The following is a 20,188-nucleotide window of genomic DNA, read 5'->3' as shown; positions in this document are numbered from 1 at the left end:
AGTCTAACGGTTACGGCTGTTCTTATGCGTTTGCTTACGCCGGGTAGGTAAGCAAGAGCTTCTTGGGAACAGTTCATCAAGACTCTTGTCGTCGGCTGTTGATTTTATGAGCGGATGCCAGTTAGGCGGCGGTCCTCTGACTGGTATCTCGGGCATTACGGCCGCTTGCTGTCCGACTCGCAGCCTCGTCCATACGCACACGTTACGACCCTGTTCTACTCATCTCAAAGGGGTTGAGGTGAGTAGAATCGGTCACCAAGACGAACGCACACTGCTTTGCCGGAGGTACTGAGAACAATGTCAGAATGGCTCGAAGTCGGCACGGACAACTATGTACTGGTCACTGAAGGATCCCTGCTGAATACGGGCCTGATCGTCGGCTCCGAGCGTGCCATGGTCATCGACACAGGGTGTGGCCCCCGTCAGGGACGCGAGATCTTGGATGCGGTCAGGGAGAAGACGGCGCTGCCCCTCGTTGTCGTCAACACCCACGCCCACTATGACCACTTCTTTGGCAACGCTGTCTTCGCCGAAGAGGGCGTAACAGAATTTTGGGCTCACCAGAACTGTGCCATAGAGATCGATCAACGCGGTGAGGTGCAGCGCCGACTCGTTGGAACTTTGGAGCCTGAGATGGCCACCGGCGAAGGTGAGAACGTCGAGCTTGTGGTTCCCAACGCAATCGTCAAAGACCAGCCCGTCCTGGTTGATCTCGGTGGCCTGACAGCAACGCTTTTCCACCTGGGTTGCGGCCATACTGACGGTGATCTCCTGGTGGGCACGCCGACCACTCTTTACGCGGGCGACCTTGTGGAACAGGGAGCCCACCCGTCCTTCGAGGACTCATATCCCGAGGAATGGGCCGACGCCCTCAGGCACATCTCGGCGCTGCGCCATCGCTACGAATTTCTGATCCCTGGCCACGGCAAACCGTGTAGCGACCAATTTGTCAAAACCATGGCCAACACTATGACCACGGCCGTCCGCCAGGCCCGCCAGTCCATCCGGGACACACCTGACGACGCGACCAAGGCCATTCCGGTCTTGCCCTACGGACCCGAACAGTCGCGTTGGTTCATCAAACGTTTGCAGGAGGCCCGCCGGGAAGCTGGACGGGCCTCATAGTCTTTCAAAACTAAGATGATGCGTGACCATGGACACTTAGCCAGCGGCAACGGCCTTTGCGTCGGTTCATGCCATCGAGGTCATAGGCAGGCACATGACTGGTCATATTGGCCCCTGCCGCAATATAGGATTGTGGCAGATCAACCGGAAGTTGTCGGGGGAAGTTGTGCTCAAAGTGTTCGCCGAAAGTACCTCATCAAGCTAGCGCTGCAGGAGCTTTTGGCCACTGTCAGTGCCTTGGTCGTCGGGCTCGCCATCAGTAAAGAAGCAAAACCGCCGCTAAGCGTACTAGTCATGATCATGACCATTCTTCCTCATTAGACTGCGGACAAGAACCCAGGGCGGTCATGGTCTCGGCTTCTACAATTTGGGGGAAACATGGCTCTTCACACTGAGGGTTCTAACGCTCGCGCTCTGGGTCGGCCTGCGGTCGGTTATCTGCCCGCACTTGACGGGGTACGGGCAATTGGTATCGCCCTGGTCTTCGTGCATCACATGGTGACGCCGCTGCCGTTCGGTGGGGCCGTCGGCGTGGATGTCTTCTTCGTCCTGTCCGGGTATTTGATTACGGACATCCTTCTGCGCGAGCGGAAGAAGCACGGCGTCATCCGACTGAAACGGTTCTACCTTCGCCGGGCTGCGAGGCTTTACCCGGCCCTGTTGGTTGTTGTCGCTGCCATGCTTATTCCTGGCGCTCTATTCGCCCCATCAGTTGGCAAGTACCTGCTGGAGAACCTGCTGGCCGTCACGTACATGACGCCCGTGGCCTTGCAGGTATCGAATGGTGCAGCGTGGGCGTGGCGGCACACGTGGAGCCTCGGCATCGAGGAGATGTTCTATCTCGCGTGGCCCCTGCTAATGATCCTTGTAATTGGAAAAGGCAGGACGAAGATGCGGCTTGCCTTCCTGGCTGCTGGCGCCGGGCTGGCCTTGCTGCTTGTTCCGGTAGTTCTGGAAGTCGCCGGGAAGCCCGGTTCCTTGCTGCTCCGATCCGGCGGCTTGCTGTTGGGGTGCGCATTGGCCGTTTACTTTCGACGGAAACGTGAAGTCAGGATACCCGCAGCCTTGGCTTGGGCCGGGCTCGCGCTTATCGCTGCCGCCGTCACAATAGGCACCATCTCCCAAGCTTCAGCTCTGCCTGTCCTGCTGACTGGCGTTGGCACCGTTGCGGTTATCGGTCATCTTGTGCAGGCCCGAGACGGTGCCCTGAGCAGCATCTTGGGCTGCGTGCCGATGGCTTATCTTGGCCGAATCAGTTACGAGCTCTACCTGTGGCATTACCCGTTACTGATTATCCTTGGGTGGGCGTTCAAGGTAGACCCTGTGGCTATCGCGTGGGTTGCCGCGCCTGCGTCGATTGGACTGGCGGCGGCAACCCACGCTTTCCTGGCGCCCAGGGTGGAGGCCCTGAAACGTGGCGTATCAGGCGGTCTGCGTAAGACCAGCGCTCATATAACTATTTCGCTCCCTGAGGGACCGGGAGGATTTCGTTAGTCAGGTAAGAGGCCACCTGCCCATTGGTTGGCATGGTCAACAGCGGGTCGATCTGGGCAGATGTCAGGCCGGTAGTGTCACTTCCTTCGCCCCAGGAGGACGGTCCTGTCGGATGCTGGCGCCAACGCTTTCCGCAATACCCTGCCCGCCGAATGCGTTGCTCCAGGCACAAAGTGGTTGGTGTTCCATCAACCGGCTATGTCGCGATTCCGCCCAAAGTAGGAGGCGCTGGCCGCGAAAGTCATTGGAATCGGCATAGATTCCGGCCATTGTGTAACTGGTCGGAGTAGCCGAAGTCAGCTTCATTGTCGTGTGTCGATAGTGATTTGCTGGAGGACCGCGTTCTAAACGAAAGAGGTCGGGCGGGGGCGGCATTATATTTCCAGCCGACCCCGGCACCGCCCTGCCGGAAAGGTTGATTCGCGTGCCGATGAAGTTGACCGCACAGATCGTATGGCGGTACTTCACTCCCGGTCTTATGGAGCCCCAACATTGCGTCCAGCGTTTAGGCCGCAGGCCGATGGCTCTGACATAATCCGAGCATGAATCTTGGGGGAGTCACTGCCGTTTCCGCGGCGCAGCCGGGCAGTGTTCAACCGCAGAAGTTCGCATACAACCCAGCCCTTGACGGCCTACGCGCTCTTGCGGTTTTCGCAGTCATCGCCGGGCATGCCGGCGTCCAGGGGATTGGTGGCTATCATGGCGTGACGGTGTTCTTCGTCATAAGCGGATACCTGATCACCAGCTTGCTGCTGCACGAGAAGGACAAATGGGGTGGCATCGCACTCTTCAAGTTCTATGGTCGGCGCCTTGCCCGCCTGGGACCTGCATTGGTCGTGGTCACGCTGGCGACGATGGCGTGGCTTCTCGCTACCGGTGTCCCGGCTGGGACGTGGTGGGCGGGCACTCTGGGGTCCCTGACCTACACCACGGATATTATCGAGGCCGTCGGGAGTGATGCCGTTGGAGACTTCCAGTGGTCATGGTCACTGAGCGTCGAAGAACAGTTCTACCTGGTCTGGCCCATCCTTCTGCTGGTCATCCCAACAGTGAAGCGGTGGCGGTGGACAGTGGCCGGATTGACGACGCTTGTGGCTATCCAATGGGCATGGCGGACGGCCATCGTTGCCAGCGATCCAACTCACGAGCGGCTGTTCTATGCTCCGGATACGCATGTTGACGCGCTGATCGCAGGCACCATCATTGCCGTATTCACTTACAACGTGAAACTGACCGGACTGACTCTGTTGGTGGCCCGGCTCGCAGGGCTCGCAGGCACGATTGGGCTGTTGATCCTGCTTGCGTGGAAGCCGGGCGGCGCCTTTCAGCTGGTCCGCTTCGATGACGGGGGGTTCGGGCAGTCTGCACTGCTTTCGGCCGGCGTCATCTTCCTTCTGGCCGTATCGCCCACTGGGTGGGCGGGGAAAGCGCTCGCTAGCCGCCCGTTGGTGTTCCTGGGCAAGCTCTCCTATGGCCTGTACCTCTGGAACTGGCTGACCGTCGTGGTCTTCATGGCCATCTTCGGAGTCCGGCCCGTGGTCTCATGGTGGGGCTTCGTCTGGCTCGCCGCACTGATTGCCATCTGCTATGTCTCCTGGCGTTTTGTAGAGACACCGCTGCGGAAGAAGTGGGCGCCTGCGCACTGACGCCCACCCGCTCAATTCACCCGCGAAGTCAGGCGAATCTTGGTGATCCCAGCGTTCGTGACTGCCGCCGTACCTATTCCGGTGGCGATAGCCGGCGTGACGGTGTTGTTGGTCACCATGGACGTAAGACTTTGAGGCTCCGGCTACCGGACGGCCTTCCCGCATGTAGACAATCTTCTTCGCGTACACATCAGGAACGTACGGGTGACCGACTCGACCTGCGCTGCGTTGAACGGCGCATAGTTGAGCGTGGTCGAAATTTCGGCGTTGGCAATAAGTTGCTGTCTCCGCAGTGTCTTCGCGTTGTCCATCTGACTAGCTGAGTCTCTGCTGTGCTCCGTCCACCCGGGACACCCCCAACGACGCCACCAAGGCCATCCCCGTCCTGCCCTATGGCCCCGAACAGTCCCGCTGGTTCATCAAGCGCCTCCAGGAAAACTGGCGCAACAGCCACGACGCTTCGTAACAAACGGCTCGTCTTGGGTAAACCTTCAGGTTGGCTCCTTATCCTCTGCCCATGGGCCGCTATGGGGGAAGTTACGACGTTCGCTATTCAAAGCGGGATGCACGGCAGCGCAGACTGCGGTTCATCTCCGACGTGGCAATGACCGCCCTGGCAGTAGCCACCATCGGGATGGTCCTGATGGCGGTGAAGCGCTAGTGCGTCGCCTGCATACGGAGCCACAAATCAGTCCTGACCTGCGCAGACCCCCATTCTTGAGTCAACCTTGATCCGCCGTCACCGCCGTCCGCCGTCGTAAACGGCCTGCTGCACCCCTGAGGTGGGCATGTGCAGGTCTGGCGGGTCAGGACTGGAAGGCCGGGGCGGTCCAACTGGCCAGGATCCGCATGGCGTCCGCCGTGGCGGATCCTGGTTCCACGGTGTACACCAGCATCACCAGGCCTGGGCCGGTGGAGAGCTCGAAGGACTCGTAGCCGAATTCGAGGTCTCCTGCGACCGAATGGGTGAGCATCTTTTGGCCTGACCGGTACCGGAATACATCGTGGGAGGCCCAAAGCGAGCGGAACTCCTCGCTTTGGGGCCGAAAGAGTGCCGATGATTTCGATGAGTTCCCGGTCATAGGGGTCCCGTGCGGTGGCGGCGTGCAGTAGGGCCACCACGTTGTGCTTTGCGGTGGTGAAGTCGCGGTGGAAGCGTGGGGCCCGCGAATCGAGGAACAGGTAGTGCGCGTAATTGAACCTGTCGCCGGAGCCGTCATCCGGGAGCGAGTAGAGCGCCCGACCGATCCTGTTGGAAGCCAGGCGGTCCAGGCGGGCGTTCTGCACGAAGGCGGGGGCATCGATCGAGTCCAGGACGCTCTGGATCCCCGGCCGGACGGTGCTTCGGTTGGAGGGTTTCCGCCGCCGTGCGCGCCGCTGGGTGATCCTGGCGAGGTCCAGCAGGTGGTCGCGCTCGTCTTCGTCGAGCTGCAGTGCCCGGGCGATCGCTTCCATAACTTCACGGGACGCTCCGGAGATTTTCCCGCGTTCCAGCCTGGCGTAGTAGTCCACGCTGACACCGGCAAGGTGGGCCACCTCTTCGCGGCGCAGCCCAGGGACCCGGCGGGCTCCGCTGTAGAGCGGGACGCCTGCCTGCTCCGGGGTGAGCTTGGCGCGCCGGGAAGCGAGGAAGCTGCTGATCTCGGACCGGGAATCCATAGCTCCAAGGGTAGGCCTGCCGCTTTCGGTGCCGGGAGGGCCTGCGGGTTCCTCCCCGCCGCCGGGGCCGGTTCCCCCCCCGGCCCGTCCGTGGGCGGTGTCAGTACCATGCCGGGCCGTAGTTGACGTAGGGGGCTTCGAGTTTGGCGACTTCGTCGTCGCTCAGTTCAACGGACAGGGCGTCCACAGCCTGTTGGAGGTGGTGCGGCTTGGTGGCGCCGACGATGGGGGCCGAGACGTTCGGGTGCCGCAGGACCCAGGCAAGTGCCACCTGCGCCATGGCGACGCCGCGGGCTTCGGCCACTTCCTGCACCGCATTGATCACGGGCCCGTCGAATTCGTTGTCGAATGCCTGGACCACCTTGTCCGTGGTGGAGCGGGTGCTTTGTTCGCCTGCGGGGCGGGCCAGACGGCCTTTGCCGTTAGGCGAGTACGGCACCAGGCCCACGCCCATATCTGCGCACATGGCCATGAGCTCCGGCTCGTCCTGACGCCGCAGCAGGTTGTACTGGTTTTGCATGGACACGAATCGGGTCCAGCCACCCAGGTCCGCTGCGTGCTGGAGCTTAGCAAACTGCCAGGCATGCATCGATGAAGCTCCGATATAGCGGACTTTGCCTGCCTTGATGACATCGTGGAGGGCCTCCATGGTTTCCTCCACCGGGGTCCCGTCGTCGAAGCGGTGGATCTGGTACAGGTCGACGTAGTCCGTGCCCAGGCGGGCCAAGGAGGCGTCGATCTGTTCCATGATGGCCTTGCGTGACAGGCCTTCGCCGCCGGGGCCGTCGTGCATTCTGCCGCGGACCTTGGTGGCCAAGACAACGTCTTCACGCCGCGAGAACCTGCTAATGGCCCGGCCCACAACTTCCTCGGAGGTACCTGCCTGGTACACGTTGGCCGTGTCCCAGAACGTGATGCCCAGTTCCACGGCCTGGCGGAAGAACGGGGCGGCGTCCTCTTCGGTCAGAGCCCACGCGTGCGCGTTCGACGTGGTGGGGTCGCCATAGCTCATGCAGCCCAGGGCAAGCCGGCTGATCTTCAATCCCGTGGTGCCGAGTCGGGTGTATTCCATGCTGGTTCCTTCTTTCCGGCGCTGTATTCGATCCTTCGACGGTACGAGCATCGATGGCCGCGAAACAGGACCTGCCAGACCACGTCAGAACAAGGCCCCGCCTGGACCTTGGCCAGCCGCGTGGGTGAAGAAGAGCATCTTGAGGAAACCTTGAGCTTTTGACTCAATTTGTCAATTACGTTCTTGTCTGGTTGGGTCTATACAGGGGGCTCACTATCACCAATGGAGACTGTTGTGGCTTTTGAAGACTATGCCCTGGCGCTCTGCGCACTGCTCGGCACGTTGTTGATCCCCTTTGCAGTCCTCTACCAGATGCTGCGGCTCAAGCGCCGCGCACTCCGGATCCCCGTCCGGCCCGCACCCCGAGGTAATCAACGCTGACCATGCCGTACGTCGACATCAACCCACACAAAGGCCGTCCCAAGTGGGTGGGGTACACCATTCTTGCCGTCCTCCTGGTCCTCACCGTCGCGGTGGTAGCGGCCGCCCTCACGCACCACTAACTAAACAGCCTGGCTGGGTAACCCGGTCCCAGCGCCTAGACTTACTGTTTGAACTAGTGCTGCATAACAGTTTGCCGATCGTCCGGGGGGACAGACATGCCAGAACCGGCGGATCAGAATGCAGGCGCCCCAGCAGAGGATGCAGGGCAGCCGCAACTGCGCCGACGCCGCGACCTTCGTCGTGCCGACGGCTCAGTGGACGATGCCTGGACAGGAACCATGCCAGCAGTAAACCCTTCCCCTTCCAGTTCCAACGGCGCCGGGACGCCAGCTACTCGCCGCACGTCCTGGGCGGCAGCGGCTGCCGCAGCCGATGCCACCAAGCCGTCGCGGGCACCATCACCTGCACCGGCCCCTCCTGCGCCACCCGCGAGGCAGCCCGCCGCGGATACAATCGCTTCTGTTCCCTCCGCCGTGCCGGCCGCTGCTCCGGGTGAGGCGGTTCCCGAAGCCGCCGCGCCGCCGTCGGACGCTCCTGCCTTCCGCCGTAGCCGGCCCACCGTGGCCGATGCCATTGCCGAAAGCGCCATGCCGGACTTCATCAGCTCGCCGGGCCTGTTCGTCAAGGAACAGAAGCCACGACCCAAGGGTGGCATCCGTGGGGCGCTGTACAACCTTACCGGCGGCGCCTGGAACCTGGGCCCCGGACCCAAGCAGCGCCAGGAGGACGAGCTGGGGCGCCGGATTTCCCGGCAGCTCCAGGGCAGCTACAACACTGCGATCCTGAGCCTCAAGGGCGGCATCGGCAAGACCTCCACCACCGTGGGCGTGGGCCTGACCCTGGCCGAATACCGCGGTGACGCGCCCTGCGCCATCGATGCCAACCCAGACTCCGGGGACCTGGTGGAGCGCGCGCTGGGCGAGGGCATCTACCAGCAGGCCAGCCCGCGGACCATTACGGACCTGCTGGAGAACATTGAATCCATTGACTCGCTGACGGCGCTTGCCCGGTACATGCACCATGCCGGCCGGCTGCACCTGATCGCGGGGGAGCAGGACCCCGAGGTCTCGGACTCCCTGACGGCAGAGGAGTACCTGCGGATCCGCAAGCTCATCTCCGGCTACTACTCGGTGGCGCTGACCGACTGCGGCACCGGCGTAACCCACAACGCGATGAGCGGCATCCTGCAGTCGGCCGACAACCTGGTGATCGCCGCCGGGTATGCCGTTTCAGGGGCCAAGCGGGCCCGCAGCACCCTGCACTGGCTGGCCAGCCACGGCTATGAGGACCTGGCGCGGAACGCCATTGTGGTGATCACGGACAAGGACGAGGTGTCTTCGCGGGTGGACAAGGACGCGATTGAGGAGCACCTGGCAGGGATCTGCCGCGAGCTCATCGCCGTACCGCACGACCGTGGCGTTGCCGACGGCGACCTGGTGACCCTTGACGTGCTGAAGCCGGAGACCCGGCGGGCGTACAAGGAAATTGCTGCTGCGATCGTGGACGGGTACCGGTAGGACAAAGGAACTGCCCGCCTCCTTTGGGGGAGGCGGGCAGTTCTTGATGCCGTCATTAGACGAGCACACTCTCAGCTGGCGAAGGCTGGACCTGCCCCGCGAAGATGCTGCTGTCCAAGTCCGCAACTGACGATTTGCCCACGAACCCCATGGCGCCCTTGAGCTCGTCCTGGAGGATTCCGAAGACCCGGTCCACCGCCGGCTCACCGCCAGTGGCGAGGGCGTAGGCGAACGGCCGCCCGGCCAGTGCAGCCTTGGCGCCCAGCGCCACTGCCTTGACGATGTCGTGGCCGCGCCGGATACCGCCGTCGAGATAGATCTCCGCCCGGCCGCCGACAGCGTCCGCGATGGAGGGGAGGACATCGATGGTGGCGGGTTGGGAGTCGAACTGCCGCCCGCCATGGTTGGAGACAAAAATGCCGTCCGCCCCTTCCTCCACGGCCCGGGCTGCGTCCTCGGCGTCCATGATGCCCTTGATCACCAGGTTCCCCTTCCACTCGGACCGGAGCCTGGCGAAGTCCTCCCAGGTGGCGCCCGGGTTCTTGTTGGTCGCCATCCAGTTGTTCATCTCGTCCATACGCAGCGGGCGGCCGTTGATCTGGTAGTTCCCGTAGGTCATCTTCCGGCCGGTGAGCCAGCGCCACAGCCAGGCCGGGCGGGTGGCGGCATTGAAGTAGTCCGCCACCGGCGGGCGCGGCGGCATGGACAGCCCGTGGTGCAGGTCCCGTTCCCGCTTGCTCGATGAACCCACGTCACCTGCCACCACCAGGGTCTCCACCCCCACGGCCCGGGCCCGGTTGATGTAGCTGGCGGTCTCCTCCGGATCCTTCCAGAAAGCGATCTGCGCCCACAGATTGTTGGGGGCCACCTTGGCAACCTCTTCCAGCGAGCAGCCGGCCCACGCGCTGTGGATGAAGATCGACCCCGCCCTGACTGCGGCCCGGGCAACGGCAGGATCCGAACCCGGGTGGAAGATGGTGAGCATGCCCATCGGTGCCACCATCAGCGGCAGCGCCAGGGGATGGCCCAGCACGGTGGTGGACGTGTTCAGGCCCCGGAGGTCCACCATTGACCGTTGGCGAAGCATCAGGGCATCGAACCGGTCTTCGTTGGCGCGCATGGTGGTCTCGTCCAGCGCGCCGCCCTCCAAGTAGTCCGAGATCATTTTCGGAAGCTGTTTCCGGGAAGCCTTGCGGTAGTCATCGATGCTGACAATCCATTTGTTTCTCAAGGGTCCTGCTCCAATGTGAAGGTCTAAATTACTTTCGCCAAGAATTGTTTGGTGCGTTCGTGCCGGGGGTCGCGCAGGACAGTCCGGGGGTCGCCCTGCTCCACGATGCCGCCGCCGTCCATGAAGATCAGGTGGTCGCCCACTTCCCGGGCGAAGCCGATCTCGTGGGTGACCACGATCATGGTCATCCCGCCGTCAGCGAGCTTCCGCATCACGTCTAGCACCTCGCCCACCAGCTCCGGATCCAGGGCCGATGTGGGCTCATCGAACAGCATCAGCCGTGGCTCCATGGCCAGTGCCCGGGCGATGGCCACGCGCTGCTGCTGGCCGCCGGACAGGGACGCCGGGTAGGCGTGGACCTTCTCGGAAAGCCCCACCCGCTCCAGGAGGATCCGGGCCCGGTCCTGGACGGCCTTCCGGTTCTCCCTCTTCACCCTGACCGGCGCTTCGCAGATGTTCTCCAGCACCGTCATGTGGGGGAAAAGGTTGAAGCTCTGGAAGACCATGCCGATGTTCTCGCGCATCCTCGCCGCCTCGGCGTTGTTCTGCGCGTGCAGCCGGCCTTTCCTGATCTTCACGCCAACCGGCTGTCCGTCCACGAGGATGTACCCGCCGTCGAGCGTTTCCAGCTGGTTGATGCAGCGAAGGAACGTCGACTTGCCGGAGCCGGACGGCCCGATAATGCAGGTCACACTGCCCTTGGGAATGGTGAGGTCGATGCCCTTGAGGACTTCGAGGTCGCCGAAACTCTTGGTGACCCCCTGCGCTTCGATCATCACGTCACTCATGGCCGGGCCTCCTCTGGTGTGGTGCGGGGGTTTGCCGCCTTGGGCTTGCGGGGCCGGCGGGGGCTGCGTCCGGAAGTGATTCCGCCCCGGTTGAAGTGCCGTTCAATAAAGAACTGCCCAAGGCTCAGAACGCTGGTCACCAGCAGGTACCACATGCTTGCGGCGATAAGCAGCGGAATGGTTTTGAAGTTGGCGCTGTAGACCAGCTGCGCTGAATAGAGCAGCTCGGGGAAGGCCAGGACGCTCACCAGGGAGGTGGTCTTCAGCATGGAGATGGTCTGGTTGCCCGTTGGCGGGATGATGATCTTCATTGCCTGTGGCAGGACGATCCGGGAAAGGATCGCGAACCGGCGCATGCCCAGCGCCGTGGCCGCTTCCGTTTGTCCACGGTTGACGCTCAGGAGCCCTGCCCGGACGATCTCGGACATGTAGGCGCCCTCATTCAGGCCCAGCCCCAGGATCGCCGCCATGAAGGGGGTGATCAGCACGTTGGCATCCACCGAGAAGAACTCGGGCCCGAACGGCACGCCCACCGCAATCCGCGGGTAGATGGCGGCAATAAACCCCCAGAAGAGCAGCTGGACGAAGACCGGCACCCCGCGGAAGAGCCAGACCAGGAACGCGGCGGTCCCGGCCACAATGGCGTTCGGGGCGAGCCTGGCCAGCGCCAGCAGGACGCCGACGACGATTCCCACAGCCATGGAGATGGCCGTCAGTCCCAGCGTCCGCAGGAGACCCGTGAACAGCCGCTCCGAGGTGAACCAGCCGAAGACCACGTTCCACTCGAACCGCGGATTGGTGACGAGGGAGTAGCCCACCAGGAAGATCGCGCACAGGACGATTGCCGCCGTCAGCCACAACCCTCCGTGGCGCTGGTGCGGACGGCCCAGGAGAAGCTGGCGGTCCAGCGCGTCACCGGCGGGTGCCTTGGCGTCGGGTTCCGTGGCTGTGTTGGCCATGTGGCTACTGCGCTTTGTTGAAGGCGAAGTCAGAGATTGCACCGGTGCCCACGCCCCACTTGTCGAGGATTTCCTTGTACTTGCCGCTCTTCGCGAGAGACTCCATGCCGAGCTGCACCGCCTTTTCCATGCCCGCGCCCTTCTTGAAGCCGATGCTGACGGGGGAGACGTCCTTTTCGCCGAGCAGTTCGATCTGGCCGCCCTGCTTGATGGCGTAGCCCAGGGTGGGTCCGTCGATGTAGACCGCATCAATGCGTCCAGCCGTCAGTGCGAGATTGGGGGCCTGCATATCGGGGTAGGTCATGGCCTCGATGGCTGGGCTGCCGGCGGCGGTGCACGCCTGGGAAAGGGCAGGCAGGCGCTTGAGGTCCTGGAATGAGCCCTTCAGCACGCCAACACGCTTCCCGCAGAGTGTGTCCAGCGTCAGGTGCTGCGGGTTGCCCGGAGCCACGCCAATGCCGCTGCCTGACTGGTAGTAGTCGACGAAATCAAGCACTTTCATGCGTTCCGTCGAGGGGGACATCTGGGAAATGGCCATGTCGAACTTGCCGGCAGCAATACCGGGGATGATGCCGTCGAAGGGGCCGCTCTTGACCTCCGTTTTCAGGCCCAGCGTCTGGCCCAGGGCCATGGCAATTTCCGGGTCAATACCTTGAATGGTTGTCCCGTCGGCGGCCATGAAGTGCAAAGGTGGTGAGCTCTGGCTCATGGTGACGGTCAGGGTTCCCCTGTCCCGCGCCTCCTTGGGGAGGGCTGCGGCGGCGGCTTCGTCGACTTTGACGGCCTCCGCGGAGCTTGGGCTTTTAGGGGCATCGGACTGGGCTGAGCTGGTCATTTCGGGGTTGGAGCACCCGGAGAGAAGCACGCTCGCCATGGAAACTGCGGCGACGGTCACCAACATCGATCGAAACTGAATCATCTACACGCCTTCGGAAGTGGGGGAGGAGGGGTGGTAGGAGAGCTTCCAACCTTGATGGGCAGCTTGGTTGTGGTACAGATCACTTCGCTGTCCGGTATCATGTACCGTACATCATGCACGATTTTCTGCAAACACCCTTTTCACCGTGTTTGGTTTGTGACGACGCGCTCGTGGAAGTGGTGTTACGGCTGCATGCGACAGACCGAAAAATTCACATAGGATTCCGAAATGAACGCCGCTTCACCTGAAGAAGAAGTCCTGATCCCCGGCAGGCCCATGCTGGTCGACCAGGTGTTCGAGGCCATCCTGTCCCTGTTGCTCGACGACAAGATCTCCACCGGATCGCCGTTGAGCATTGACGGATTGGCCAAGCGCTTTAAAGTTTCTTCGACTCCCGTGCGGGAAGCCCTGGCACGCCTGGAAACCACCGGCATGGTCAGGCGGGAAGCCCTGCGCGGCTACAAGGTTGCGCCGGAGCCCACCGCCAGCGACATCGCGGCGCTTCTGACGTCGCGTCAGATCCTCGAGCCTGCATGCACCAGCATCGCCTGCACCAACTCAACACAGGAGCTGGTGGCGGACCTGGAAGGGTTTCACCGCGACCTTGAGGCGTCACGCCATGGCGGCGACACGTTCGCGGGGTACCGGGCCTACTGGAAGGCCGACGAAAACTTCCACCGGCGGATCGTGGAGGCAACGGACAACGAGTTCCTGCTCCGGGCCTACGGGTCCATCGAGGGAAGCATCCAGCGCTTCAGGCTGATGGTGCACAACGACATGAGCGGTGACCACACGGTGCAGGAGCACCAGGCCATCATTGATGCCTTCAAGGCCGGGGACTGCGCAGCGGCGACGGCCGCGATGAACAACCACATCGAGGGGATCAGGTCCCGCTCGCTAAGCCTGACGAAGTTCGGCCAGCAGTAGGTCTCTGCCGGCCCTTTGGTACGGTGCGGCTGGCTCCCTGGTGCGTGCCGCCGTCGTACTTCTGCCGCGCCCTAACCCGCCATCCCTGCTGCCGTTTGCTCCGGGTGCATGAATAATACGGAGTGCTGGGAACAGCGGAAGTGCGGCCGCAGGCGCCTGCCTGCGGACGACGGCGGGCGAAGGAACTGGACATGACGAGGTCACACCGGAGCGAACGGCACGAGCCCGAAACGAGCGTGGAGCTGAACCCGTTGTTCAGCCGGCCGGGGGAGTCCACCCTCTTTCCGCGCTTCACCATCCCGGACGGGGAGTCGCTGCCGGGCACCGCCTACCAGGTGGTCCACGATGAGGTGATGCTGGACGGCAATTCCCGCCTGAACCTGGCCACGTTCGTGGGGACCTGGATGGAACGGGAAGCATCCCAGCTGTACGCGGAAGCGTTCGACAAGAACATGATCGACAAGGACGAGTACCCGCAGACCGCGCTGATCGAAACCCGGTGCTGGCGGATGCTCGCGGACCTGTGGAACTCGCCGGATCCTGCGGCGGCCATCGGCACCTCCACCATCGGCTCCTCCGAAGCCTGCATGCTGGCCGGCCTGGCCTTCAAACGCCGGTGGCAGCACCGCCGCCGCGCCGAGGGCAAGCCCACGGACGCGCCGAACATCGTCCTCAGCTCCGCCGTGCAGGTGTGCTGGGAGAAGTTCTGCAATTACTGGGAGGTGGAAGCCCGCTACGTTCCCGTGTCCAGGGAACACCCCACCCTGGACGGCCATGACCTGGACCGCTACGTGGATGAGAACACCATCGGCGTCGCCGCCATCATGGGCGTCACCTACACCGGCGCCTACGAACCCGTGGAGCAGATCTCCGCCGCGCTGGACCGCATCCAGGCCGCCACGGGCCTGGACATTCCCATCCACGTGGACGGCGCCTCCGGGGCCATGGTGGCACCGTTCCTGCAGCCGGAACTGGTGTGGGACTTCCGGCTCCCCAGGGTGGCCTCCATCAACACCTCCGGCCACAAGTACGGGCTGGTGTATCCCGGCCTGGGCTGGATCGTCTGGCGGGACCAACAGTCCCTCCCCGACGACCTGGTGTTCCACGTCAGCTACCTGGGCGGGGACATGCCCACCTTCGCCCTGAACTTCTCCCGGCCCGGCGCCCAGGTGCTGCTGCAGTACTACCTGTTCCTCCGACTGGGCTTCGCCGGCTACAAATCCGTGCAGGCCAGCTCCCGCGACGTCGCCCTGTACCTCTCCCACGAGATCGGGAACATGGACGCCTTCACGCTCTGGAGCGACGGCTCCGACATCCCGGTCTTCGCCTGGCAGCTCACCGACGGCCACACCAGGAACTGGGACCTGCACCACCTGTCCGAACGCCTGCGCATGAACGGCTGGCTGGTCCCGGCCTACGCCCTGCCCGAAGGGCTCAGCGGCATCACGGTGCAGCGGATCGTGGTCCGCAACGGCTTCACCCGGGACCTCGCCTCCAGCTTCCTGGACGACCTCAAGAAGGAAGTGGCCTACCTGGACGCCCTGACGTCGCCCATGCCCACCGACAAGCACAAGGAAGCGTTCCACCACTAGGTATCGCTGTCCGCAGATTGAAGTATCTGGTTACTGGTCCAATTTTCCGGCCAGGCGCATAGCCTTCATCCATGCTGAACACCATGCTTAGGAGCCTTCGACCCAAGCCAAAATGCAAGGTTTGCGGCTTGGACCTGCCTCCAACTCCCTCTGCGCTGTTTTGCTCCCGTGACTGCTACGACCGCTATCAGGCCATGGATCACACATCCCGCCACTAGCCCGTTGCCGGGAGGAGCGCTCCATGTGCCGGTTGTTCGGGCTCCATGCCGGATACCGGCCCGTCCGCGCCACCTTTTGGCTCCTTGACGCCCCGGACAGCCTGTCCGAGCAGAGCAGGAAGGAGCCCGACGGCGCCGGGATCGGCACGTTCGATCCCGACGGCGGCCCGCGGGTCACCAAACGGCCGCTCGCCGCATGGGAGGACCACGCCTTCGCCCGGGAGGCGAGGGAGCTGCGGAGCACCACCTTCCTGGCCCACGTCCGGTACGCCAGCACAGGTGCGCACACCCTGGTGAACACGCACCCGTTCGAGCAGGACGGCCGGCTGTTCGCCCACAACGGTGCCTTCCACGGACTCGACCGGCTCGACGCGCGGCTGCGTGAGTTCGGTGTGGCGGACCTGGTGCAGGGCCAGACCGACAGTGAGCGGCTCTTTGCCCTCATCACGGCAGAGAGCCGCAGGGCCGGCGGGGACGTGGCCGAGGGCATCTCCCGGGCGGTGGGCTGGGTGGCCGCCGAACTGCCCGTCCTGGCCCTCAATATCATCGTGACGACGGCCACCGACCTTTGGGCGCTCCGCTACCCGGCAACCCATCCGCTGTATGTGCTGGAACGCGACCCCTTGACTGAACCCGCTCCGGTGGCACCGCTGGACGCCAGAAGCCCCCGGATCCACTCCCGAAGCACCGAACTGGCGGCTGCCCGCTCCGTGCTCTTCGCCACCAAACGGATGAACCAGAACCCCGGCTGGCGTCCCATGGCACCGGGGGAGCTGGTGCATGTTGGCCCGGACCTGGCGGTGACGTCCACCTTCCCATTCCCGGACCAACCTGCCCACCCGCTCACGCTCGCGGACCTGGAACCGTCCGCGGCGGCGTCGCAAATGTCCTGACGGTGTATCTCCGGAAGGCGCGGCTTACGTGGACGGTGCCGCGGCAGCCTTCTTCGCCAGCGCCTGGGCCATCTTCTGCACCTTGGCACCGTAGCCGCCGTTGATGGCGGTGTCCTTGATCTTGTTCGCCTGGGCATCCAGGTCCGCCGGGGCGGCGTTCTTGAGTGCGGTCAGGTCCGCCTGGAGGTTGGCCGGGAGCTTGGCGAACAGCTTGGGGTGGTTGATGAGCTGGTCGGCCACCTTCTGAAGCCCGGCGCCGGGATTGTCCGAGTTGAACGCGGTGCGCAGCTCCTGGCGCAGGCCGGCCAGGCCGGTGGCGGTCTTCTCCAGCGCTTCGGCACGCTTCTGGATCTCGGCACCGTACCCGCCGGAGAGGGCGGTGGTCTTGATCTTGTAGGCATCCTTAACGCGGTCCGCAGGTGCGGCGTCCTTGAGGGCTATCACGTCCGCCTGGAGGGCAGCGGGGAGTTTGGCGAAAAGCTTGGGATGGTTGACCAGCGCCGCGGCTGCTTCCGCCGCACGGTCCCCGGCGGCCTGCGGGCTGTCAGCGTTCAGGGTCAGGAAGGCCTTCAGGCCGCCGGCGCCCTTTGCTGCCTTGACGTCGCTGGATGCTGTGGTTGAGGTTGCAGACACGGATGTTGGGCTGGGGGATGCGGACGCGGCACCCACGCCCGCGGCGGCCATGGCACCGGCGGCCAGGACTGCTGCCGCTCCGACGCCGATGCGGGCCCTCATTGACGGAATTGATGGCTTCACCACGGTGTGTTCCTCCAAATTTGCGCGTGGGTCCACCCGACGGGTTGGACCGGCAGGGTTCACTGTAGGACCGCAGGCTGGGGAAATGCTGAATGCCGGTCCTCCACCTTTATCCCTACCTTTATCCGGGACGCGGATTATGCTCGGCCTATGAAGATGCGTGATCCCCGGGCGAAGCCTGTTCCTGCCGGCAAACTGGGTTTTTGGCAGCAGCGGACGTGGCTGTGGATTGTCGCCGCGGGATTCGACGTGTACATCCTCGGTTTCGTCATCGGGTTGCAGCCGTCCGGCCCGCTCTGCGGCAGCCCGTTGCTTCCCAACAGCCGCGCCGCCGAACTGGCTGACCTGGAAGAGGCCGGCAGAGGGGCTGCGGCCACGTGCTGCCGGACCATCGACTCCGATTCCGTGCCCGTGTGGAGCCTCATGGCACTGGGAATCGGCCTGGTTCTGCTGGGAGTGGTGGTTCGGATAGTCCGCATCCGGCTTTTCGCCGGCTCTGCCGACGCCGTGAAGGCCGGCTAGGTGCGGTAGGCGCCCAAAGACAGGAAAGCTCCCGGCCTGCGCCGGGAGCTTTCCTGTGTTTGCTGAAGGGACGGATGGTGCCCGCTACTCCGCGAGCTTGGCGACGGAGTGCGCCCAGAGGAAGAACTTGTTGGTGCCCAGGTCCTTGACGGTCTTGATGTTCAGCGCCTCTTTGAGCTTCTGCGCGTCGCTTTCGGACAATCCCTTCAGCGCCTCCACGGGCGCCTTCGCCAATTCGTCGATGCCCTTGTCGAGGTACTCCTTGTCGAACTTTGCGTTGATTCCAGCCATAGTGTCCTCCTGGTGCTCGGATCGGTCCTGACTGTGCTCTGGGGCACAGTGGTCATTCAACCACGAACCGAGGCACGCGCCGCCGTAGGCGGCTTCTTGACCGTGGCGAGCAGGAAAACGCCGGCGACGGCGGTGGCCCCGGACATGAGGAACAGGACGATGGCCAGCGGGGGTGCTGCGTCCGCCTCGCCCAGGATGGTGATGCCGATGGCGACGGCGACGAGGGGGTCGATGACGGTCAGGCCGGCCACCACGAGTTCGGGTGTTCCCCTTGTGTGGGCGTTCTGGACCAGGAAGCTGCCGGCCAGGGCAGCGATGAGCAGGCCTGCCAGGCATGTCAGCGACAACCACTCGAAGTCGCCCTGGAACAGCCGGGCGATGACGGTCTTGGCCAGGGCCGCAACGAACCCGAAGAGGATCCCGGCTCCGGCGGTGAACACCACGGCACCCGACCGGTGGCGCCATAAGGCGAAGGCCACGGCAACACCGGCCAGGACCACGGCGAGCACGATCAGGATGGTGATCAAGTGCCGGTCGCTGACCTCCACGTCCTCCGCGGACAGCGCCGCCACGGCAACGAACACACCCACGCCGCCAACGCATAACGCCACTGCGGTGAGGGCCCGCCGCCCGGGGGGCCGGCGGGTCATCCGGGCCGTTGCGAGGGTGGTGACCACCAGGGCGATGGCGCCGATGGGCTGCACCACGATCAGGGGCGAGAACCGCAGGCTGGTGAGCTGGAGGAGGATGGCGGCGCCGAGCATCCCCGTCCCGGCCAGCCACACCGGCCTCCGGACCAGGGCCTGCAGGCGTCCGCCGCCCATGCTGCCCGCCGCGCGCCCGGCTGCAGCCGGCTGGTCTTCCACGGCACGGTGCTGGAACAGCGTTCCCAAGGCAAGCAGGACGGCGCCGGCCGCGGCAATCGGGATGCCCAGCCAGTGGTAGGACGACAGCGCGGACACGGCCGCAGCCTGCTGGATCATGATCAGACCTTACCCAACCCGGACCCGGCTACCCACCCGGGCGGCCACCCGCCGTCGTGCCTCTTGCCCTGTTACAGCCTGCCCGGCTACAGCAGGCTGGGCCGGCTGGCGAGGATGTAGTCCACGGCCGCAGGGCCGGTCATACACAAATCCGGCCACTCGTTCCGGCCGCCGCGGTGCCGCTGCAGGTACCCTTCCTGCCGCACCGCTGCCCACAGCGATGCGGTGGGGCCGGGCTTCCGAGCATTGAGCAGGCACCAGCTCAGGTACAGCCCGTACACCTCGTCGTCGCTGAGGCCCGGCTGCTTTGCGGGGACGGGGACAAGGCATTCGGACAGGAATTGTCGATGATTCGGGGCGCTCATGTTTGGCCCTTCAGCCGGGTGCGGCCGTATGCTCACACATGCTGCATTCGCAGCCGCGGATGCCCTGGATGGGTCCGCTCCCGGCATTCCTTTGGGCCTGGAAATCAGGCAACCCCTCGCCGTGTGCCACGCCGCCCCCAGCTTGCTTATTACTGGGTCTACACCTAAAGTCTACAGTGTAGAGAAATTGTCGACATGGTTTTAGTCAAGGGATCAGAGTTTGCATGGCCGCCACGGCTGCTCACACATATCCCAGAGAACTACATGGCCCCCCTTCTCCTCCCACCCCACGTTTGATTTTCCCTGCCGGGCACTCACAGCTCCCCGCAAACCCGCCCGGTGCACTGTGCAAGGCTCCGGGTTTGAACCGCTGTAGCCGAACGGCGAACAACTGCACCTTGTTTGAAAAGAGCCACCATGGCGCAATCACAGTTCGACCAGTTCCTCACCGAAGCCACCTGCCCGGACCACGAGTCCGGGAGCAGCCTTGACGACGACACCCTGTACGGCCTCTACACAAGCTGGTGCAACCTGTCCCAGCAGGAGCCGCAGGACGAGCACGTCTTCTTTGAGGCGATGAGCCGACGCGTCCGCCCCGACGCCTGCCTGCGCATGACCGGACCGGCGGCCGCCGACTACATCCTGTGCAGCTACCGGGCCGTGGTGTGACAGTCCTCGTCACCCAGGCCTCCAACAGCTACGTGCCCAGGCACACTCTCCAGCCCCACGGAAAACGCCCGTGGTGCGCCCACTGCGACACGGACTTCCACCTGTTCGTTGACTCGCC

21 protein-coding genes and 2 pseudogenes are annotated in these 20,188 nt (G+C 63.9%); 12 read left to right on the top strand and 11 right to left on the bottom strand.

Annotation, left to right across the window (positions count from 1 at the left end; all coding sequences use genetic code 11):
* The first annotated feature begins 297 nt into the window (after nucleotides 1-297).
* The 5 genes and pseudogenes from ACEN9K_RS17215 (at nucleotide 298) to ACEN9K_RS17195 (ending at nucleotide 4,926) form a co-directional block, all read left to right on the top strand.
* The gene (locus tag ACEN9K_RS17215) at nucleotides 298-1,125 is read left to right on the top strand and encodes an MBL fold metallo-hydrolase (RefSeq protein WP_495634727.1); all 828 of its coding nucleotides are present in this window, start codon (nucleotides 298-300) and stop codon (nucleotides 1,123-1,125) included.
* Nucleotides 1,126-1,503: 378 nt separating this feature from the next.
* Complete coding sequence (locus ACEN9K_RS17210; RefSeq protein ID WP_495634726.1) at nucleotides 1,504-2,619, top strand: acyltransferase family protein; 1,116 nt, start codon at nucleotides 1,504-1,506, stop codon at nucleotides 2,617-2,619.
* Between the two features lie 542 nt (nucleotides 2,620-3,161).
* A complete protein-coding gene (locus tag ACEN9K_RS17205; RefSeq protein ID WP_495634725.1) occupies nucleotides 3,162-4,265 on the top strand; it encodes an acyltransferase family protein in 1,104 nt (367 codons plus the stop codon).
* A gap of 340 nt (nucleotides 4,266-4,605) precedes the next feature.
* Nucleotides 4,606-4,731: pseudogene (locus ACEN9K_RS17200) on the top strand (MBL fold metallo-hydrolase); the annotation flags it as partial.
* A gap of 30 nt (nucleotides 4,732-4,761) precedes the next feature.
* The gene (locus tag ACEN9K_RS17195) at nucleotides 4,762-4,926 is read left to right on the top strand and encodes a hypothetical protein (protein ID WP_495634724.1); all 165 of its coding nucleotides are present in this window, start codon (nucleotides 4,762-4,764) and stop codon (nucleotides 4,924-4,926) included.
* Between the two features lie 145 nt (nucleotides 4,927-5,071).
* On the opposite strand, the gene ACEN9K_RS17190 is transcribed toward ACEN9K_RS17195, so the two are convergent.
* The 3 genes and pseudogenes from ACEN9K_RS17190 to ACEN9K_RS17180 all read right to left on the bottom strand — a co-directional run bounded on the left by ACEN9K_RS17190 (nucleotide 5,072) and on the right by ACEN9K_RS17180 (nucleotide 6,996).
* On the bottom strand, nucleotides 5,072-5,347 hold the full coding sequence (locus tag ACEN9K_RS17190; protein WP_495635717.1) for an MmyB family transcriptional regulator: 276 nt from the start codon (nucleotides 5,345-5,347) through the stop codon (nucleotides 5,072-5,074).
* A gap of 19 nt (nucleotides 5,348-5,366) precedes the next feature.
* Nucleotides 5,367-5,924: pseudogene (locus ACEN9K_RS17185) on the bottom strand (MmyB family transcriptional regulator); the annotation flags it as partial.
* A 100-nt stretch (nucleotides 5,925-6,024) separates the two neighbouring features.
* Nucleotides 6,025-6,996: an aldo/keto reductase gene (locus ACEN9K_RS17180; RefSeq protein ID WP_495634723.1), complete on the bottom strand. Its 972-nt coding sequence runs from the start codon at nucleotides 6,994-6,996 to the stop codon at nucleotides 6,025-6,027.
* Between the two features lie 234 nt (nucleotides 6,997-7,230).
* Between ACEN9K_RS17180 and ACEN9K_RS17175 the strand changes: the two genes are divergently transcribed.
* Nucleotides 7,231-7,377, top strand: a complete 147-nt coding sequence (locus tag ACEN9K_RS17175; protein WP_495634722.1) for a hypothetical protein — start codon at nucleotides 7,231-7,233, stop codon at nucleotides 7,375-7,377.
* Between the two features lie 341 nt (nucleotides 7,378-7,718).
* Nucleotides 7,719-8,957, top strand: coding sequence for a MinD/ParA family ATP-binding protein (locus ACEN9K_RS17170; protein ID WP_495634721.1), 1,239 nt, complete (start codon nucleotides 7,719-7,721; stop codon nucleotides 8,955-8,957).
* A 55-nt stretch (nucleotides 8,958-9,012) separates the two neighbouring features.
* On the opposite strand, the gene ACEN9K_RS17165 is transcribed toward ACEN9K_RS17170, so the two are convergent.
* Genes ACEN9K_RS17165 through ACEN9K_RS17150 form a run of 4 tightly spaced genes read right to left on the bottom strand, consistent with a single transcriptional unit; the run spans nucleotide 9,013 to nucleotide 12,854 of the window.
* A complete protein-coding gene (locus ACEN9K_RS17165) occupies nucleotides 9,013-10,188 on the bottom strand; it encodes an alpha-hydroxy acid oxidase (protein ID WP_495634720.1) in 1,176 nt (391 codons plus the stop codon).
* Nucleotides 10,189-10,211: 23 nt separating this feature from the next.
* On the bottom strand, nucleotides 10,212-10,976 hold the full coding sequence (locus ACEN9K_RS17160; protein ID WP_018768728.1) for an amino acid ABC transporter ATP-binding protein: 765 nt from the start codon (nucleotides 10,974-10,976) through the stop codon (nucleotides 10,212-10,214).
* A complete protein-coding gene (locus ACEN9K_RS17155) occupies nucleotides 10,973-11,935 on the bottom strand; it encodes an amino acid ABC transporter permease (RefSeq protein ID WP_018768727.1) in 963 nt (320 codons plus the stop codon). Before ACEN9K_RS17155 ends, ACEN9K_RS17160 begins: the two co-directional genes overlap by 4 nt.
* 4 nt (nucleotides 11,936-11,939) lie before the next feature.
* Nucleotides 11,940-12,854, bottom strand: a complete 915-nt coding sequence (locus tag ACEN9K_RS17150; protein WP_026265685.1) for an ABC transporter substrate-binding protein — start codon at nucleotides 12,852-12,854, stop codon at nucleotides 11,940-11,942.
* 228 nt (nucleotides 12,855-13,082) lie between these two features.
* On the opposite strand from ACEN9K_RS17150, the gene ACEN9K_RS17145 reads away from it, so the two are divergent.
* The 3 genes from ACEN9K_RS17145 (at nucleotide 13,083) to ACEN9K_RS17135 (ending at nucleotide 16,484) form a co-directional block, all read left to right on the top strand.
* Nucleotides 13,083-13,781, top strand: coding sequence for a GntR family transcriptional regulator (locus tag ACEN9K_RS17145; RefSeq protein WP_495634719.1), 699 nt, complete (start codon nucleotides 13,083-13,085; stop codon nucleotides 13,779-13,781).
* A 191-nt stretch (nucleotides 13,782-13,972) separates the two neighbouring features.
* Nucleotides 13,973-15,373 carry a glutamate decarboxylase gene (gene gad / locus ACEN9K_RS17140; RefSeq protein WP_495634718.1) on the top strand — a complete coding sequence of 467 codons (1,401 nt, stop codon included), beginning with the start codon at nucleotides 13,973-13,975 and terminating at the stop codon, nucleotides 15,371-15,373.
* Between the two features lie 241 nt (nucleotides 15,374-15,614).
* Nucleotides 15,615-16,484 carry a class II glutamine amidotransferase gene (locus tag ACEN9K_RS17135; protein WP_495634717.1) on the top strand — a complete coding sequence of 290 codons (870 nt, stop codon included), beginning with the start codon at nucleotides 15,615-15,617 and terminating at the stop codon, nucleotides 16,482-16,484.
* Nucleotides 16,485-16,508: 24 nt separating this feature from the next.
* On the opposite strand, the gene ACEN9K_RS17130 is transcribed toward ACEN9K_RS17135, so the two are convergent.
* A complete protein-coding gene (locus tag ACEN9K_RS17130) occupies nucleotides 16,509-17,219 on the bottom strand; it encodes a hypothetical protein (protein ID WP_495634716.1) in 711 nt (236 codons plus the stop codon).
* Nucleotides 17,220-17,390: 171 nt separating this feature from the next.
* Here ACEN9K_RS17130 and ACEN9K_RS17125 point away from each other — a divergent pair, with 171 nt between their 5' ends.
* Nucleotides 17,391-17,762: a hypothetical protein gene (locus tag ACEN9K_RS17125; RefSeq protein WP_495634715.1), complete on the top strand. Its 372-nt coding sequence runs from the start codon at nucleotides 17,391-17,393 to the stop codon at nucleotides 17,760-17,762.
* Nucleotides 17,763-17,846: 84 nt separating this feature from the next.
* Here the strand turns inward: ACEN9K_RS17125 and ACEN9K_RS17120 are convergent, their stop codons facing one another.
* The 3 genes from ACEN9K_RS17120 to ACEN9K_RS17110 form a co-directional block, all read right to left on the bottom strand.
* The gene (locus ACEN9K_RS17120; protein ID WP_018768720.1) at nucleotides 17,847-18,053 is read right to left on the bottom strand and encodes a hypothetical protein; all 207 of its coding nucleotides are present in this window, start codon (nucleotides 18,051-18,053) and stop codon (nucleotides 17,847-17,849) included.
* 56 nt (nucleotides 18,054-18,109) lie between these two features.
* Nucleotides 18,110-19,036, bottom strand: a complete 927-nt coding sequence (locus tag ACEN9K_RS17115; protein ID WP_495634714.1) for a multidrug DMT transporter permease — start codon at nucleotides 19,034-19,036, stop codon at nucleotides 18,110-18,112.
* Nucleotides 19,037-19,122: 86 nt separating this feature from the next.
* A complete protein-coding gene (locus tag ACEN9K_RS17110; RefSeq protein WP_268001826.1) occupies nucleotides 19,123-19,401 on the bottom strand; it encodes a hypothetical protein in 279 nt (92 codons plus the stop codon).
* Nucleotides 19,402-19,818: 417 nt separating this feature from the next.
* On the opposite strand from ACEN9K_RS17110, the gene ACEN9K_RS17105 reads away from it, so the two are divergent.
* Nucleotides 19,819-20,070: a hypothetical protein gene (locus ACEN9K_RS17105; RefSeq protein WP_018768717.1), complete on the top strand. Its 252-nt coding sequence runs from the start codon at nucleotides 19,819-19,821 to the stop codon at nucleotides 20,068-20,070.
* Nucleotides 20,071-20,188 lie beyond the last annotated feature (118 nt).

This window comes from Pseudarthrobacter sp. Pseusp20, from assembly GCF_059492155.1.
The sequence above is the reverse complement of the archived record's forward strand: the minus strand, read 5'-3'. Positions and strand labels throughout refer to the sequence as shown.